Genomic DNA, 13,421 nt, shown 5'->3' with positions numbered 1-13,421 from the left:
TGCGGCTATTCGGCCAGCGGATCTACTCTCGTCTGCGCGTCCGTCTTCGCCTTCTCCTCGACATCGGTCGCGAGCGTGCCGAGGTAGAGCTGGATGACCTTCGGGTCGTTCAGCATCTCTCGTCCGGTGCCGGTGTAGGCATCCTTGCCGTGATCGAGCACGTACGCCCGGTGCGAGATCTGCAGGCAGCGTCGAGCGTTCTGCTCGACCATCACGATGGTCACGCCGTGGCTGTTGATCTCGGCGACCCGCAGGAACGTCTCGTCCTGACGCACGGGGCTGAGGCCGGCGCTCGGCTCGTCGAGCAGCAGCACGGAAGGATCCATCATGAGCGCTCTACCCATGGCCACCATCTGACGCTCACCTCCGGAGAGGCTGCCGGCGCGCTGCTTGCGGCGCGAGACGAGCTCCGGGAAGAGCGCCCCGACGAAGTCGAAGCGCTCCTTGAACATCTTCGGCTGCTGGAACAGGCCCATCTCCAGGTTTTCCTCGATCGTGAGCGAGGGGAACACGTTGTTGTTCTGCGGCACCATGCCGACGCCCTTGGCGACGAGCTTGTCGGCCTTGAGCCCGGAGATGTCCTCCCCGTGCAGCAGGATGTCGCCGCCGCGCACGTTGACCTGTCCGAACACGGCCTTCAGCAGTGTCGACTTGCCCGCGCCGTTGGGGCCGATGATGCCGATCAGGTCGCCCTGGTTGGCCACGATCGAGCAGCCGTTGAGGATGTTCACTCCCGGCAGGTACCCCGCAACCAGATCCCTGGTCTCGAGCACCGGTGTGCTCGTCGCGATGTCGTTCATCGGGCGTCCTCCTCGGGGTGCGCGTCCGATCGCCCGTGCGCGTCTGCGTCGGTCGTCGACTCCGCGGATGCGGTCGGGCCGGCCTCGGCGGACGTCTCTGCGTCCGCGTCGTCCTTGATCTGCGCCACCTGCTGGTTGGTGAGCGTGCCGAGGTCCGTGTCGTGGTGCGCGCCCAGGTACGCGTCGACGACGGCCTTGTTCTGCATGATCGTCTCGGGTGGACCCTCTGCGACGACGCGGCCCTCGGCCATGACGATCACCCAGTCGGAGATGTGCCGCACCATGTGCATGTCGTGCTCGACGAACAGCACGGTCATGCCGTCCTCCTTCAGCCCCCGCACGTGATCGAGCAGGGACTGCGTGAGCGCGGGGTTCACGCCGGCCATGGGCTCGTCGAGCATCACGAGCGTCGGCTCGCTCATGAGCGCCCTCGCCATCTCGAGCAGCTTTCGCTGCCCGCCAGAGAGCGACGCGGCGTAGTCCTCGCGCTTCGTGTCCAGCTTGAACCTCGCGAGCAGCGTGTCTGCGCGCTCGGTGTTGGCAGACTCCTGCGCCTTCCACAGCGGGCGCACGAGCGCGGCGAAGATGCCCTCGCCGCGCTGGTCGCGGGCGCCCAGCAGCATGTTCTGCAGCACCGTGAGGCGACCGAGCGACTTCGTCAGCTGGAAGGTGCGCACCATCCCGCGTCGGGCCACCTTGTGGCTCGGCACGTGGGCCAGCGACTGGCCCTCGAACGACCAGGTGCCCTTGTTCGGGCGGTCGAAGCCCGTCAGCAGGTTGAAGAACGTCGTCTTGCCGGCGCCGTTGGGCCCGATGAGCGCGGTGATCGCGCCGCGGGGGATCTCCAGGTGGTCGACGTCGACCGCGGTCAGGCCCCCGAACTGCCGCACCACACCGTCGGCGACGACGATCGGGTCGACCTTCTTGCAGCCCGGGGCGACCTCGCCGTCGACGAGCGCATGCGTTGCTGGCTCAGTGGTGGTGTCAGACATGGAACGACAGCTCCTTCTTGTTGCCCAGGATGCCTTGCGGTCTGAATACGACGATCGCGATGAGCGCGAGGCCGACGAGCACGAAGCGCAGCTGGCCGGCCTGGGTGCCGGTCATGTCGCCGAACGCGCCGATCGACTGCAGGCCGCTCAGCAGGCCTCCGGTGAACGACAGCAGCACCCAGAACAGGATCGATCCGAGCAGCGGGCCGAGCACTGTCGCGGCGCCTCCGAGCAGCAGTGCGGTCCAGATGTAGAACGTCATGGCGGTCGCGAAGTTGTCGGGCTGCACCGCGCGGGGCAGCACGAACATGATGCCCGCCAGCCCGCCGATCACACCGCCGAGGATGAGCGCCTGCATCTTGTAGCCGTAGACGTTCTTGCCCAGCGATCGCACCGCATCCTCGTCCTCGCGGATGCCCTTGATGACGCGGCCCCAGGGGCTGCGCATGAGCAGCCAGACGATGATCAGCGCCACGATGACGAGGCCCCAGGCGAGGATGCGCACCCAGGTGTCGTAGGCGGTGCCGGCCCACGGCCCGATGCCGTACATGCCGCCCGCCAGCGGGTTCAGCGCGTCGATGTCGCCCTTGTAGTCCTGGCCGCGCAGGCCTTGCGAACCACCGGTGATCGTCGAGTACTCCGATGTGCGCATCGTGAAGCGCACGATCTCGGCGGCCGCGATGGTCACGATCGCCAGGTAGTCGCCGCGCAGCCGCAGGGTCGGGATGCCGAGCAGCAGCCCGAACGCCACCGCAGCGACGATCGCGACCGCGACCGCCGCCAGGAACGACAGCCACGCCGGCCAGCCGAGCGTTCCCGTGGGGTCGACCTGCATCGTGAAGATGGCGAAGGCGTAGGCCCCGACGGCCATGAACGCCGCCTGGCCGAAGTTGAGCAGCCCGCCGTAGCCGAAGTGGACGTTGAGGCCGATCGTGGCGAGCGCGAAGGCCGCCGTGGTGGGCGAGAGGATCTCGCCCGCGGCATTGCCGAGAATCGCGAGGAAGTCCATATCAACCAACCCTTTCCCTGCGACCGAGGATGCCCTGCGGTCGGAACAGCAGTACCAGGATCAGCACGAGCAGCGCCACGGCGTAGCGCAGGTCGGCTGCGATCCAGAGCGTCGAGAGCTCGGTCACGAGCCCGACCACGACGGCGCCGACGAGTGCGCCGAACGCGCTCCCGAGGCCGCCGAGGGTGACGCCGGCGAACAGCAGCAGCAGCACCGTGAAGCCGACATCCCACTTGATGTTCGCGCCGATGAAGTAGGTGTAGAGGATGCCGGAGCCGCCGGTCAGCAGCGCGCCGAGCACCCACACGATCCGGATCACGCGGTCGACGTCGATGCCCGACGCCGAGGCCAGCGAGGCGTTGTCGCTCACGGCGCGCGTCGCCTTGCCCAGTCTCGTGCGCGTGAGGAAGAGGCCGACGGCCACCAGCACCACGATCGCGATGACCATGCTGATGACGTCGCCGGTCCGCATCACGACGGGCCCGAAGTTCAGGATGTCGCCGCGCGGCACCGACAGGCCGAGGATGCCTCCGCCGATCAGGAACTGGAAGAAGTAGCGCAGCGCGATCGAGAGCCCGATCGTGACGATCAGCACCTGCACGAGACCCACGCCGCGCTTCCGCAGCGGTTTGAATATCGCCCAATCATGCATGTAGCCGAGCGCCGCGGAGGCCACGAGGGTGACGATGACCGCGATCCAGACCGGCCAGTCGACCAGCGTCGTGGTGGCGTAGAACACGATCCCGCCGAAGGTGAGCAGCTCGCCGTGCGCGAAGTTGCTGACGCCCGTGGTGCCGTAGATGAGCGTGATGCCGATGGCGCCGAGCGCCATGAGCAGGCCGAAGTTGAGGCCCGAGACCGTGCGCGCCAGCACGATCGAGAAGAAGCTGTTGTCGGTGGTGCCGGTGGCAGCCGCGCCGCCGCCCGGGTCCCCGCCGCTGCCGCCCATGCCGGACTCTCCGTCGGTGCCGCCGGTGCCGCCGGTGCTACCGGTATCGGTGCCGCCCGTGCCGCCGCCTGCGCCGCCTGCGGCCGTGACGGGGAAGAGCACGCCGATCTGCGACGTCGAAGCGGTCGTGAACTCGCGGCTCTCGAACTCCGGTCCGCGCAGCGAGACGCCCTCTGGCAGCGTCGCGACGTCGAGCGAGACGGTGTACGTGCCCGGGTCGGCGACGCCGATGGCCCATGCACCGTCGGCGTCGGTCGCGACCGTCTCGTCGACGCCGTTGCCGGACACCGTGATCTCCACGCCCTCGAGCGGGGTCTGTCCGTCGCGGACGATGCCCTGGAACGTGAACTGGTCGGTCGACTCGGCGGCGGGCATCTCGACGGCCGCGACGGCTGTCGCACCGCCGGTCGCCAATGCCATGGCGGCCAGGGCGACGGCGATCGATCGCCACAGCCCTCTTCGTCGAGGTCTGCTGGACGTCTTCACATGTCCTCCATGGTGGTGGGGCTGCACTGCCCTGGGGATGCCGTGTGCATGTTGCCAGTTACATCGGTGGTGTCACAGTAGCGGCCGCGAAGGCCCTTTCGTGCGCACCCGAGCGTCGAAGGGCGCCAGAACCGCAGGATGTCGCAAGACCGTTACCGAATAGATACGATGGCGGGGATGGAGATGCGCAACCCCTTCGGGCCGGTGGGCCTGACCTACGACGACGTCATGCTGCTGCCCGGTAGGACGGACGTGATCCCCTCCGAGGCCGACACCGGCACGCGGCTCTCGCGCCGCATCCGCCTGTCGATCCCGCTCATGTCGAGCGCCATGGACACCGTGACCGAGGACCGCATGGCGATCGCGATGGCGCGCCAGGGCGGCATCGGCATCGTGCATCGCAATCTCTCGATCGCCGACCAGGCGGCGATCGTCGATCGGGTGAAGCGCTCGGAGTCGGGCATGATCACCGACCCCCTCACAACCTCCGCCGACGCGACCATCGCCGACGTCGACCGCGTCTGCGGCGAGTTCAAGGTCTCGGGGCTCCCGGTGGTCGACGACGCCGGAGTGCTCGTCGGCATCGTGACGAACCGCGACATGCGCTTCGTGCCGCGCGACGAGTTCGCGACCACGCTCGTGCGCGACGTGATGACGCCGTCGCCGCTCAAGACGGCGCCGGTCGGCATCTCCCGCGAGGACGCGTATCTGATCTTCGAGCAGACGAAGCTCGAGAAGCTGCCGCTGGTCGACGAGCACGGGCGCCTGGGCGGCCTCATCACCGTGAAGGACTTCGACAAGGTCGAGCAGTACCCGAACGCGACGAAGGACGCACACGGCCGACTCCGCGTCGGTGCTGCGATCGGCTTCTTCGGCGACTCTTTCGAGCGCGCGGTCGCGCTCGCGGCGGAGGGCGTCGATGTCATCGTCGTCGACACCGCCAACGGCGAGAGCCAGGGCGTGCTCGACATGGTCGGGGCGCTCAAGGCCGATCCGCGGTTCGCCCAGATCGACATCATCGGCGGCAACGTGGCGACCTACGAGGGCGCGAAGGCGCTCATCGAGGCAGGCGTCGATGCGGTGAAGGTGGGCGTGGGGCCGGGCTCCATCTGCACCACTCGCGTCGTCTCGGGTGTCGGTGTGCCGCAGGTGACGGCCATCCACGATGCCGCTCGCGCCGCGCACGACGCGGGCACGGACATCCCGATCATCGCCGACGGCGGTCTGCAGTACTCGGGCGACATCGCCAAGGCGCTGGTCGCCGGCGCGTCGTCCGTGATGCTCGGATCGCTGCTGGCCGGCACGAACGAGAGCCCCGGCGATCTCGTGCTCGTCAACGGCAAGCAGTACAAGACGTACCGCGGCATGGGCTCGCTCGGTGCCATGCAGACGCGCGGCAAGAAGACCTCGTACTCGCGCGATCGCTACTTCCAGGCCGATGTGCCGAGCGACGAGCAGCTGATCGCCGAGGGGATCGAGGGCCAGGTGCCGTACCGCGGACCGCTCGGCACGGTCGCCTACCAGCTCGTCGGCGGCCTTCGCCAGTCGATGTTCTACACCGGCGCGCGCACGGTCGATGAGCTGCGGGCCAAGGGCCGCTTCGTGCAGATCACCGCGGCGGGGCTCAAGGAGTCGCACCCGCACGACATCCAGATGGTCGTGGAGGCCCCGAACTACCGTCGCTGACGCGCTGCGCTGCGCTCCGGCCGGTCGCGCCGACTGGTGCTCCTCCGCGCGAGCGGGGCCGGCGTGCGAGTCCCGGTCGGGCAGGGCAGCACCAGTCGGTGGCACCGCGACGGGCCCTGCCGAGCGCGCCGACGCATCACCAGCCGGGGAGGAGCGTGGCGCGCACCCGGATGTGCGCCTGCGCGAGCATCGCGCCCAGCCGCGTCGGTTGCATGACGTGATCCCACATCCAGTGCAGGGTGTCGATGTGCTCGCGCAGCGCATCCTCGCGCCGCTTCTCGCGGATCACGGCATCCACCGGCTGCACGCCGTTCGCGTCGGCGATCACACCGTACTTCCACGCGCCGTCGAACTCGCCGCCCAGCGGCCGCCTGCCCGGCCGCTCCCAGAGGAAGTCTGGGAAGCGCGGGCCGAGGCGCGTCTGCACCCGGACCTGCAGCAGCGGGACGGGCGCACCCAGCCGGTGCAGCTGCACGCGGCTGAACGATTCGCCCACTGATTCGGCGAGCGGGTCGGCGAACGCGACCACCCATTCGGCGCGCCGCTGTCCGCGACGACCCTGGCGGCCGAGCGCATCCGTCACCTCCTCCTTCGTGGCGATCCGACGGTGCAGTGCGGCGTCGAGGGCGCTGACCGCGTCGATCTGGCGCCCGACGCGCGCGAGCTGCGCGAGCGCGGCGGCCGGGGTGCAGCGCGCGATGCCGTCCTCGATGAGCACGTCGACGTCGGCGACAGGGCTCTGTGCGTTGACGACGCCGGCGCGGCGACCGGATGCGCCGGGGTCGCCGATCGTGAACACGGCTTCGGGCCGGCCGTGCGGCAGCTGTGCGAGGGCGAGCGCGGATTCGCGGGCGAAGATCGCGCCGGGCCGCGCGGCTGCGACGGCACGCACCCAGACCTCGTGCCGAGCGTCCTCCGGCAGCGCCTCGAAGCTCGCGCGATCGACGTAGGCGCCTCGCCGGATGCGCTGCATCGAGCGGTCGCTGCGGAGGCGGAGCGGCTCGTCGCCGTCGGAGCGAAGGATGTCGATCGGCATGCGCGAACCTTGGCGCAGTCGGCGACGTCGCGGCGCGCCCGTTGCCGACGCTGTGGAGAGCGACGGCATCCGGCGGCACGCGCGTGCTCGCGGCGAGAGCCTACGGCGGCCGGCGCCGGCGCGCGGTGGCGGCAAGTCGTGGCGGCGAGCGGTGCTGTTCTGCCGGAGCGGGGCTCGCGTGCGAGCCCTGCTCGGGCAGCGGCGCACCGCTCGAGTTGGTGAGGGTGTGCGCTGGCCGCCGTGCTGTCGGCAGGTTGTGCTCGCGAGGCGAAGGTCTGCACTCGTTGCTCACGAAGAGCGGGCGCTGCCTGCGCGTGCGGCGAGTGGTGCCGCTCTGCCGGAGCAGGGCTGGCGTGCGGGCCCTGCTCGGGCAGCAGCGCACCGCTCGGGTTGGTGAGGGTGTGCGCTGGCCGCCGTGCTGCCGGCAGGCTGTGCTCGCGAGGCGAAGGTCTGCACTCGTTGCTCACGAAGAGCGGGCGCTGCCTGCGCGTGCGGCGAGTGGTGCTGTTCTGCCGGAGCGGGGCTGGCGTGCGGGCCCTGCTCGGGCAGCAGCGCACCGCTCGGCCTGGGCGCGGGCGCGGGCGAGGGCGAGGGCGCGGGCGCGGGCGCGGGCGACGGCGCGGGCGAGGGCCTGGGCGCGGGCGAGGGCCTGGGCGCGGGCGAGGGCGCGGGCGCGGGCGCGCATGCCTGGCCAGAGAGGAGAGCGGGGCCGGGCTAGGTCTCGCGGCGCAGGCCTTGCGCATCGCGCAGACGCGATATAGCGTGACTTGCATCACACGCGATATATCGCGTGTGGCGACGCAGATGCCGCGTCAGCGGACGCGAGGGAGCACCATGAACGAGCAGTGGGGTCGCGCAGGCGACGGCGGTTGGACGAAGGACGCCGGTCGGACGAAGGACGACGGTCTGGCAAGCGACGGCAGTCTGGCAAACGATGGCGGTCGGGCGAGCGACGACGGCTGGGGAGGCGTCGACGGTCGGGCGAGCAGCGAGGCGACGCGCGCGCCTGAGAGCAACCCGCGCAGCGCGTCGGGCGCGAGCGCGACGGGCGCGCCTGAGAGCAACCCGCGCAGCGCGTCGGGCGCGAGCGCGTCGGGCGCTGACGCCATCACGGAGCGCTGGACGATCGGGGAGGGCCAGAGCCGCGTCATCGACCTCGACGCCGTCACGGCGCTGCGCGTGGGCATCGTGGGCGGCAGCGTCGACATCGTCGGGCACGACGAGCCGACCGCGCGGGTCGAGGTGCACCGCGTCGAGGGCCGCGACCTCACGGTCACGCTCGAGCAGGGCCGCCTCTCGATCTCGCATCCGAGGGTGAGCTGGGACGATGTGTGGGAATCGGTCAAGGCGCTCGTGGGTGTGCGCGCCCGGGTGGAGCTGAGCATCGTCGTGCCCCGGCAGGTGGCGGTGTCGCTGGGCCAGGTCAACGCATCCGCACTCGTCACCGGGCTGCGCTCGCGCGCGAGCCTCAGCACGGTCTCCGGGCCGATCCAGGTCGAGTCGCACGCCGGCGACCTGGATCTCAACACAGTCTCCGGGGATGTCGAGGTCTCGGGCGGCATCGGCCGGCTCTCGGTGCACGGGGTCTCCGCGAGCGTGACAGCCTCGGGCGCGCTCGAGCACATCGGCATCGACACCGTCAGCGGCGAGATGCTGCTCGACGTGCACGGCTCACCGCGCGCGATCACGGCGAACTCGGTCTCGGGCGACGTCACCGTGCGGCTCGACGCCGGCCAGGGCGTGCACGCGACCACGCGCACCGTCTCCGGCCGCAGCTCGATCGCGAGCATCGCACTCCCCAAGCGCGGCGGTCGCCACACGGTCGACGGCGCGAACGCCTTCGACTTCAGCGCCAGCACCGTCTCGGGCGACGTCACAATCGTGCAGCGCGATGGCGTGCAGAGGGACGGGTCGCGGGGGGACGCATGACCCCGGTCTTCGGCCACGGTGCGCTGCGGCTCTACCTGCTGAGCCTGCTCGCCGAAGCGCCTCGTCACGGCTATGAGCTCATGCAGGCGCTCGAGCACCGCTTCGGCGGCACCTACTCGCCCAGCGCCGGCACGATCTATCCCAGGCTGGCGAAGCTCGAGGAGGACGGACTCGTCACCAAGACCGTCGAGGGCCGCAAGTCGACCTACACGATCACCGACGCGGGCCGTGCAGAACTGCGCGCGCGGGAGGGTGAGCTGCTCTCGCTCGAGACCGAGATCACCGACTCCGTGCGGCGGATGGCCTCCGACGTGCGGGCGAGCGTGCGATCGGCCATGCAGGGTCTGCGCGCCGACCTCGCGGAGGCCGAGCGCGACGCCCGCAGTGCCGCCCGCCGCCCGCCGTCGACCACCGAGGCGCGGGCTGATGGGTCGCCTGCCGGACAGAGGGCCGCTGCGCGCATCGCGATCCACGACGTCGACCTGGCGCTGAGCGACTTCCGGCAGCGGGTGCGCGAGGCAGCCAGGCGGCGCGGTGGCGAGCACATGACGGGCGAGCGTGCGGCGACCGTGCGGCGAGAGCTGGACGCGGCGCTGCTCCGCATCGAGAGCGTGCTGGGCGGCTGAGGCCACTCGGCACGGGGTCGCCCCGAACCTGGGTGGGGCCCGGATCGGGTGGCGATAGGCTGAGCGGGTGACGGAGATCGAGATCGGCCGCAGCAAGCGCGCCCGCACCGGGTACGGCTTCGATGACATCAGCATCGTTCCGTCGCGACGCACGCGCGACAGCGATCTCGTGTCGCTGCAGTGGCAGATCGACGCGTTCAAGTTCGACATCCCGGTGCTCGGCGCCCCGACCGACTCGGTCATGAGCCCTGCGACCGCGATCGCGCTCGGCAGGGCCGGCGGCCTCGGCGTGCTGAACCTCGAGGGCGTCTGGACTCGCTACGACGACCCGGAGCCGCTGCTCGCAGAGATCGCGAACCTGCCGGCGGTCGAGGCGACCAGCCGCATGCGCGAGATCTACGCGGAGCCGATCAAGCCGGAGCTCATCCGCGACCGCCTGGCGCAGATCCGAGACGCCGGCGTGGTGGTCTCGGGCAGCCTCAGCCCGCAGGCGGTGCAGGAGCACTACGAGACCGTGCTCGCCGCAGGCGTCGACCTCATGCTGATCCGCGGCGCGACCGTGAGCGCCGAGCACGTGTCGGCCGACTCGAGTGCGCCCCTCAACCTCAAGCAGTTCATCTACGAGCTCGACGTGCCCGTCGTGGTCGGGGGCGTCGTCACCTACACGGCGGCCCTGCACCTGATGCGCACCGGTGCCGCGGGCGTGCTCGTCGGCTTCGGTGGCGGAGCAGCTTCCACGAGCGAGCGCGTGCTCGGGGTGGCAGCTCCCATGGCGACCGCTGTGAGCGATGTGGCGGCAGCGCGCCGCGACTACCTCGACGAGTCGGGCGGTCGCTACGTGCACGTGATCGCGGATGGCTCGCTCGGCACCTCCGGGCAGATCGTGAAGTCGCTCGCCTGCGGCGCCGACGCCGTCTGCCTCGGCACCGCGCTCGCCCGCGCCACGGACGCTCCCGGGCGCGGCTGGCACTGGGGCCCCGAGGCCCACAACCAGAAGCTGCCGCGCGGCAATCGCGTGCAGGTCGACCAGGTCGGCGCACTGGACGTGGTGCTGAACGGCCCGTCGCCGGTCGCGGACGGCACGGCGAACATCATGGGCGCGCTCCGCAAGGCGATGTCGACCAGTGGCTACAAGGATCTCAAAGAGTTCCAGCGGATCGATGTCGTCGTCGAGGCGAACCCACCGCGCTAGACCGCCCGTTTCGGGCCGCACTGAAGGAGGATCCATGGCTGAGACCACCAACAACGTGAGTCGGTCGAGGAAGCTCGGCCCCGAGGAGCGTGCTGCGGCGATCTCGTCGATGCGCGACCGAGAGGTCGACGTGCTGGTGATCGGCGGCGGCATCGTCGGCACCGGGGCTGCGCTCGACGCCGTCACGCGCGGCCTGCGCGTCGGCCTCATCGAGGCGCGCGACTTCGCATCCGGCACCTCGAGCCGCTCGTCGAAGCTCATCCACGGCGGCATCCGCTACCTGGAGCAGCTGAACTTCGGCCTCGTGCGCGAGGCGCTCATCGAGCGCGGCCTGCTCATGCAGCGACTCGCCCCGCACCTCGTCAGGCCCGTGCGCTTCCTCTACCCGCTCGAGACCCCCGTGATCGAGCGTGCCTACGTCGGCGCCGGCATGGCGCTCTACGACCTCTTCAGCTACACGGGCTTCATGAAGCCGGGTGTGCCGATGCACAAGCACCTGAGCAAGAAGCAGGTGCTGAAGCAGATCCCGTCGCTCGACGAGAACGCGTTCGTCGGCGGTCTCACCTACTACGACGCGCAGGTCGACGACGCGCGGTACGTGGCGGAGCTCGCGCGCACCGCATCGTTCTACGGCGCCCATGTCGCCAGCCGCGTGCGCGCGGAGGGCTTCCTGAAGGTGGGGGAGCGCGTCGTGGGTGTGCAGGCGCACGACTACGAGACGGGCGAGCAGTTCGAGATCCGTGCGAAGCAGGTCGTGAACGCCACGGGCGTCTGGACCGGCGACACGCAGGCCATGGTCGGCTCGCGCGGCGAGTTCAAGGTGCGCGCCTCGAAGGGCGTCCACCTGGTGGTGCCGCGCGACCGCTTCCACTCCGAGATGGGCCTGCTGCTGCGCACCGAGAAGAGCGTGCTGTTCGTCATCCCATGGGGCCGGCACTGGATCGTCGGCACGACCGACACCGACTGGGAGCTCGACAAGGCGCACCCGGCGGCGACGGCAGCCGACATCGACTACATCCTCGACAACGTCAACCGCGTGCTTGCCACGAAGCTGACGCGGGCGGATGTCGAGGGCGTCTACGCCGGCCTGCGTCCACTGCTCGCGGCGGGCGACGGCGGCTCCACCGCCAACCTGTCGCGCGAGCACCACGTCTCGCACACCGTGCCCGGCCTCGTGCTCGTCGCTGGCGGCAAGTGGACGACGTACCGAATCATGGCGAAGGATGCCATCGACGAGGCCGTGAGCGCCATCGACGGCAAGTTCGCGCCGTCCTGCACGGAGCAGATCCCGCTGCTGGGCGCCACCGGCTACCGCGCCGCGTGGAACAAGCGGGCGAAGATCGCTCGGGCGTTCGGCATCCACAAGCACCGCGTCGAGCACCTGCTGAACCGCTACGGCGTCTCCACCGACGAGCTGCTGGACATGATCAGGCAGGATCCGAAGCTCGCGGAGCCGCTGCCCGGCGCCGACGACTACATCGGTGCGGAGGTGCGCTACGCGTGCACGCACGAGGGTGCCCTGCACCTCGACGACGTGCTCGCCCGGCGCACCCGCATCTCGATCGAGGCGTGGGATCGCGGCGTGGCCGCCGCCCCCGTCGCCGCGCGCATCATGGCCGACGTGCTCGACTGGGACGACGCCCGCATCGAGGAGGAAGTCAACACCTACAACAAGCGCGTTGCCGCCGAGCTGCAGAGCCAGGAGCTGCCGGACGACGAGTCGGCCGACCGCGCTCGACTCGAGGCCCCGGACATCGTGCCGCTGAACGCGCTGCCCACGGCCGACACCGTGCGCACCCGGCCGGAGCCCGCCAGCTCGTAGGCGACCTCTCGGGCACCTCCGGTCGGTAGGCTGGAGGTGCCCATGAGCGCTCCGCACCCCTCCTTCCGCTCCGTCGCCACGCGACCGAGATGGATCGGCGTGCTCGTGCTCTGCATCGCGGTCGCGGGGGTCTTCGCGCTGCTCGGCCAGTGGCAGATCGAGCGGGCCGTCCAGCAGGGTCGGGGCGACGACCGCGACACCGAGTCCGCGGTGCCGCTCACGAGCGTCGCGGAGCCCGCATCCACGCTCACCTCCGAGGCGGGCGGCCGGATGGTCTCCTTCTCGGGCAGCTGGGTGGCGGAGGATTTCGACCTCCTCGAGGGTCGCAAGCAGGACGAGGAGCGGGGCACCTGGCTGATCGGGCGGGTGCTCGTCGATCGAGCAGACGGCGAGCCGGTGTCGCTGCCGGTGGCGCTGTCGTGGTTCGCCGACCACGACGCCGCGGAGGCGCTCCTCGCCGACCTCTCGCCGTCGGATGGCAGCGTCGATCTGGTCGGTCGGCTGATGCCGACCGAGGATCCCGCGCAGGGAGACATCCGCGACGGCACCAGCGAGGCGATGAGCGTCGCCGCGCTCATCAACCAGTGGGATGAGTACAACGATCTGGTGTACGGCTCGTACGCGATCCTCGATGAGGCGTCGGCAGCCGCATCCGGAGCGCTCGTCGACGGCGCGGAGCCGATCGTCTCGCTGCGGCCGGTCACCGACACGCAGCTCAACTGGCTGAACGTCTTCTACGCCATCGAGTGGGTTGCGTTCATGCTGTTCGCGGGCTACCTCTGGTACCGGCTCGTGAGGGACGCACGCGAGCGCGAGGTGGAGGCGCTCGAGGATGCGGAGGCGGCCGCTGCGGACGCCGGGCAGGCGTCGGGCGACGAGCAGCGCCGGTAGACT

Annotated in this window: 11 protein-coding genes; 6 read left to right on the top strand and 5 right to left on the bottom strand. The window is 70.4% G+C overall.

The annotated features are described in order from the left end of the window. Nucleotides 1–5: 5 nt before the first annotated feature. The 4 genes from ACJJVL_RS00835 to ACJJVL_RS00820 are packed head-to-tail and all read right to left on the bottom strand — an operon-like array spanning nt 6 to nt 4,170. On the bottom strand, nt 6–800 hold the full coding sequence (locus ACJJVL_RS00835; RefSeq protein WP_405216117.1) for an ABC transporter ATP-binding protein: 795 nt from the start codon (nt 798–800) through the stop codon (nt 6–8). Further along, a complete protein-coding gene (locus ACJJVL_RS00830) occupies nt 797–1,792 on the bottom strand; it encodes an ABC transporter ATP-binding protein (RefSeq protein ID WP_405216116.1) in 996 nt (331 codons plus the stop codon). The genes ACJJVL_RS00835 and ACJJVL_RS00830 overlap by 4 nt, the downstream gene beginning before the upstream one ends. Further along, complete coding sequence (locus ACJJVL_RS00825; protein ID WP_405216115.1) at nt 1,785–2,801, bottom strand: branched-chain amino acid ABC transporter permease; 1,017 nt, start codon at nt 2,799–2,801, stop codon at nt 1,785–1,787. The genes ACJJVL_RS00830 and ACJJVL_RS00825 overlap by 8 nt, the downstream gene beginning before the upstream one ends. A gap of 1 nt (nt 2,802) precedes the next feature. After that, a complete protein-coding gene (locus tag ACJJVL_RS00820) occupies nt 2,803–4,170 on the bottom strand; it encodes a branched-chain amino acid ABC transporter permease (protein WP_405216114.1) in 1,368 nt (455 codons plus the stop codon). Between the two features lie 243 nt (nt 4,171–4,413). Between ACJJVL_RS00820 and guaB the strand changes: the two genes are divergently transcribed. Then, nucleotides 4,414–5,922: an IMP dehydrogenase gene (gene guaB / locus ACJJVL_RS00815; RefSeq protein WP_405216113.1), complete on the top strand. Its 1,509-nt coding sequence runs from the start codon at nt 4,414–4,416 to the stop codon at nt 5,920–5,922. A gap of 136 nt (nt 5,923–6,058) precedes the next feature. Here guaB and ACJJVL_RS00810 read toward each other — a convergent pair whose 3' ends face one another. After that, nucleotides 6,059–6,958 (bottom strand): hypothetical protein, encoded by a 900-nt coding sequence (locus ACJJVL_RS00810; protein ID WP_405216112.1) that lies wholly within the window; start codon nt 6,956–6,958, stop codon nt 6,059–6,061. A gap of 834 nt (nt 6,959–7,792) precedes the next feature. Between ACJJVL_RS00810 and ACJJVL_RS00805 the strand changes: the two genes are divergently transcribed. The 5 genes from ACJJVL_RS00805 (at nt 7,793) to ACJJVL_RS00785 (ending at nt 13,418) form a co-directional block, all read left to right on the top strand. After that, on the top strand, nt 7,793–8,887 hold the full coding sequence (locus ACJJVL_RS00805) for a DUF4097 family beta strand repeat-containing protein (RefSeq protein ID WP_405216111.1): 1,095 nt from the start codon (nt 7,793–7,795) through the stop codon (nt 8,885–8,887). After that, nucleotides 8,884–9,513 carry a PadR family transcriptional regulator gene (locus ACJJVL_RS00800; RefSeq protein ID WP_405216110.1) on the top strand — a complete coding sequence of 210 codons (630 nt, stop codon included), beginning with the start codon at nt 8,884–8,886 and terminating at the stop codon, nt 9,511–9,513. The genes ACJJVL_RS00805 and ACJJVL_RS00800 overlap by 4 nt, the downstream gene beginning before the upstream one ends. Nucleotides 9,514–9,580: 67 nt before the next feature. Further along, nucleotides 9,581–10,705: a GuaB3 family IMP dehydrogenase-related protein gene (locus ACJJVL_RS00795; RefSeq protein WP_405216109.1), complete on the top strand. Its 1,125-nt coding sequence runs from the start codon at nt 9,581–9,583 to the stop codon at nt 10,703–10,705. Between the two features lie 34 nt (nt 10,706–10,739). Then, on the top strand, nt 10,740–12,527 hold the full coding sequence (locus ACJJVL_RS00790) for a glycerol-3-phosphate dehydrogenase/oxidase (RefSeq protein WP_405216108.1): 1,788 nt from the start codon (nt 10,740–10,742) through the stop codon (nt 12,525–12,527). Nucleotides 12,528–12,569: 42 nt separating this feature from the next. Further along, on the top strand, nt 12,570–13,418 hold the full coding sequence (locus tag ACJJVL_RS00785) for an SURF1 family protein (protein WP_405216107.1): 849 nt from the start codon (nt 12,570–12,572) through the stop codon (nt 13,416–13,418). Nucleotides 13,419–13,421 lie beyond the last annotated feature (3 nt).

Origin of the sequence: Agrococcus sp. Ld7, assembly GCF_045064095.1 — a bacterium.
GTDB lineage: Bacteria > Actinomycetota > Actinomycetes > Actinomycetales > Microbacteriaceae > Agrococcus.
Note: the sequence above shows the minus strand (reverse complement) of the source record. Positions and strands in the feature narration are given on the sequence as shown.

What these genes read in the sequence shown, in the direction of transcription:
- ACJJVL_RS00835 (WP_405216117.1), bottom strand. Translation starts at nt 800, where the DNA reads ATGAACGACATCGCGACGAGCACACCGGTGCTCGAGACCAGGGATCTG.
- ACJJVL_RS00830 (WP_405216116.1), bottom strand. Translation starts at nt 1,792, where the DNA reads ATGTCTGACACCACCACTGAGCCAGCAACGCATGCGCTCGTCGACGGC.
- ACJJVL_RS00825 (WP_405216115.1), bottom strand. Translation starts at nt 2,801, where the DNA reads ATGGACTTCCTCGCGATTCTCGGCAATGCCGCGGGCGAGATCCTCTCG.
- ACJJVL_RS00820 (WP_405216114.1), bottom strand. Translation starts at nt 4,170, where the DNA reads ATGGCATTGGCGACCGGCGGTGCGACAGCCGTCGCGGCCGTCGAGATG.
- guaB (WP_405216113.1), top strand. Translation starts at nt 4,414, where the DNA reads ATGGAGATGCGCAACCCCTTCGGGCCGGTGGGCCTGACCTACGACGAC.
- ACJJVL_RS00810 (WP_405216112.1), bottom strand. Translation starts at nt 6,958, where the DNA reads ATGCCGATCGACATCCTTCGCTCCGACGGCGACGAGCCGCTCCGCCTC.
- ACJJVL_RS00805 (WP_405216111.1), top strand. Translation starts at nt 7,793, where the DNA reads ATGAACGAGCAGTGGGGTCGCGCAGGCGACGGCGGTTGGACGAAGGAC.
- ACJJVL_RS00800 (WP_405216110.1), top strand. Translation starts at nt 8,884, where the DNA reads ATGACCCCGGTCTTCGGCCACGGTGCGCTGCGGCTCTACCTGCTGAGC.
- ACJJVL_RS00790 (WP_405216108.1), top strand. Translation starts at nt 10,740, where the DNA reads ATGGCTGAGACCACCAACAACGTGAGTCGGTCGAGGAAGCTCGGCCCC.
- ACJJVL_RS00785 (WP_405216107.1), top strand. Translation starts at nt 12,570, where the DNA reads ATGAGCGCTCCGCACCCCTCCTTCCGCTCCGTCGCCACGCGACCGAGA.